The organism is Polaromonas sp. P1_G4, from assembly GCF_056405475.1.
This window is the reverse complement of the sequence record NZ_JBFUCA010000560.1, coordinates 1-2,644: the sequence shown is the minus strand read 5'-3', so window position 1 is coordinate 2,644 and position 2,644 is coordinate 1. Positions and strand designations below refer to the sequence as shown.

The following is a 2,644-nucleotide window of genomic DNA, read 5'->3' as shown; positions in this document are numbered from 1 at the left end:
AGGTGGTGCAGGACGTTTCGCTGTCCGTGCAAAAAGGCGAAGTCGTGGGCCTGCTGGGCCCCAACGGCGCGGGCAAAACGACCTCGTTCTACATGATCGTGGGCCTGGTGCGCGCCGATGCAGGCRAAATTTCCATCGACGGCGAGTCGGTCGAGCACATGCCGATTCACCTGCGTGCCCGCCTGGGCCTGAGCTACCTGCCGCAGGAAGCGTCGATTTTCCGCAAGCTCACGGTCGAAGAAAACGTGCGTGCCGTGCTGGAGCTGCAGCTCGACAAAACCGGAAAGCCGCTGGGGCGCGCAGACATCGAGTCGCGGCTCGACGCGCTGCTGCAGGATTTGCGGGTAGATCATTTGCGCAACTCACCGGCACCGGCGCTCTCGGGCGGCGAGCGCCGCCGGGTCGAAATCGCGCGGGCGCTGGCAACCCAGCCGCGCTTCATCCTGCTGGATGAGCCCTTTGCCGGTATCGACCCCATTGCCGTGATCGAAATCCAGCGCATCATCGGTTTCCTCAAATCGCGCGGCATCGGCGTGCTGATCACCGACCACAACGTGCGTGAAACACTGGGCATTTGCGACCACGCCTACATCATCAGCGACGGCCATGTGCTGGCGCAAGGCACACCGTCCGAGATCGTGAACAACGCCGATGTACGAAGAGTCTATCTCGGCGAACACTTCAAGATGTGAAGATGGTTCCCCCCTGTTGTCGCTCACTTCGTGTAGCTCCCTCTCCCCCTCTGGGGACGGCGCCTGCGGCCTGGCGAAGCCAGTTCCGCGGCCCCTGCTGGCCGAAGACATGTCGTTTTATCTTTCCGCACATTTGAAAATCCAGTGAAACAAGGCCTGTCACTCCGCGTCTCGCAGCATCTTGCGCTGACGCCCCAGCTGCAGCAGTCGATCCGGCTGTTGCAGCTGTCGACGCTTGAGTTGAGCCAGGAGGTCGAGCAGATGCTCGACGAAAACCCGTTTCTGGAAGTGTCGGAAGAGACGGCGGTGCGCGAAGAGTTTGGGCTGGAGCACATCAACACGCCGGTAAGCCAGGACAGCCGCGAGTTTGAATCTGCTACGGATTCGATAGCTGGCGGCGCAGACGAGACTGGCGCTACAGCCCCGAATGACGCAGAAGTCAGTGCGGAGCCCAAGCTCGAGGAAAGCTGGGAAGGCGATGGCACGGTAGAAACCACGCCCGACGACAGCGAGTGGGGAAGCGACGCACCGGCGCGCAAGAACAACAATGAAGAGAGCGAAGCCGAGGCCTCCGACCTCACGGGCAGCCATGAGTCGCTGCAGGACCACCTGCACCGGCAATCGCTGAGCTTGCGCCTGTCGGAGGAAGATCGCGCCGCGCTGCACTTCCTCATTGAATCGCTCAACGACGACGGCTACCTTGAAGACAGCCTGGCGTCGCTCGCGGCCGGTCTTGCAAGAGATGACATGGCGCAGGCGGAAGAGCTGGAGCAGCGTTTTGCGATGGCGCTCAAGCTGCTGCACCACATGGAGCCTGYCGGTGTCGGTGCGCGCAACCTGGCGGAATGCCTGAGCCTGCAACTGCTGGACTGCAAGGACTGCGAAGAAACCCGCGCAGCCATTGCCATGTGCAAGCAACCCATGGAGCTGCTGGCCAAGCGCGATGTCAAGCGCCTGTCGCACCTGTGTGGGTTCACCGAAGCCGCCATCAAGGGCGCCATCACGGTGATTGGCCGGCTCGACCCCAAGCCCGGGCGCCGCTTTGTGAACGTGGAGCGCAACCTGATCGTGCCCGACGTCATCGTCATCAAATCGGGCCGGGGCTTCAAGGTTTCGCTCAATGGCGACGTCATGCCGCGCCTTCGCGTGCACGACATTTATGCCAATGCCCTCAAGCAGCACAAAGGCCAGGGCGGCCAGGCGCTGCAGCAGCGCCTGCAGGAGGCCCGCTGGTTCATCAAGAACATCCAGCAGCGCTTTGACACCATCCTGCGCGTAAGCAGCGCGATTGTGGAACGGCAGAAAAACTTCTTCACGCACGGCGAACTCGCCATGCGGCCGCTGGTGCTGCGCGAAATCGCCGATGAACTGGGCCTGCATGAGTCCACCATCTCCCGCGTGACCACGGCCAAGTACATGGGCACCCCTTTCGGTACTTTCGAGCTCAAGTATTTCTTCGGTTCCGCACTCGGCACCGAAACCGGCGGCAATGCTTCCAGCACAGCGGTGCGCGCGCTCATCAAACAATTTGTCTCGTCAGAAAGCCTCAAGAAGCCGCTCAGCGACAACCAGATTTCCGAAATGCTCAAGGAGCAGGGCATTGAATGCGCCCGCCGCACCGTGGCCAAGTACCGCGAGGCGCTCCGCATCGCGCCCGCCAACCTGCGCAAATCACTCTAGCCGCCCAATCAGGCCGCGCTGCCCCGCCCCTCAAAGTCAGTCATGAATCAACTCCAACTCTTTTTACCGTGCGCCGCAGGCGTCGAAACCCTGCTGGCCACCGAGGTCAAGCGTGTCACCGGGATCGACGGCAAAGCCTGGCGCGCCGGCGTGCAGCTGCAGGCTTCGTGGCGCGACGCGTTGCAGCTCAACCTGCACAGCCGKCTGGCGCAGCGCGTGCTGATCGAGCTGCAGCACAACCAGTACCGCAGCGAACAAGACCTCTACAACGC

At 62.2% G+C, this 2,644-nt stretch carries 2 protein-coding genes and 1 pseudogene; all 3 read left to right on the top strand.

The features are described 5' to 3' along the window. Positions 1–2 precede the first annotated feature (2 nt). Positions 3–692 (top strand): LPS export ABC transporter ATP-binding protein, encoded by a 690-nt coding sequence (lptB, locus tag AC1D1X_RS20475; protein WP_477699030.1) that lies wholly within the window; start codon positions 3–5, stop codon positions 690–692. Between the two features lie 144 nt (positions 693–836). Beyond that, positions 837–2,372 (top strand): RNA polymerase factor sigma-54, encoded by a 1,536-nt coding sequence (locus tag AC1D1X_RS20470; RefSeq protein ID WP_477699029.1) that lies wholly within the window; start codon positions 837–839, stop codon positions 2,370–2,372. Between the two features lie 42 nt (positions 2,373–2,414). Continuing rightward, positions 2,415–2,644 (top strand): annotated as a pseudogene (locus AC1D1X_RS20465) (class I SAM-dependent RNA methyltransferase); the annotation flags it as partial.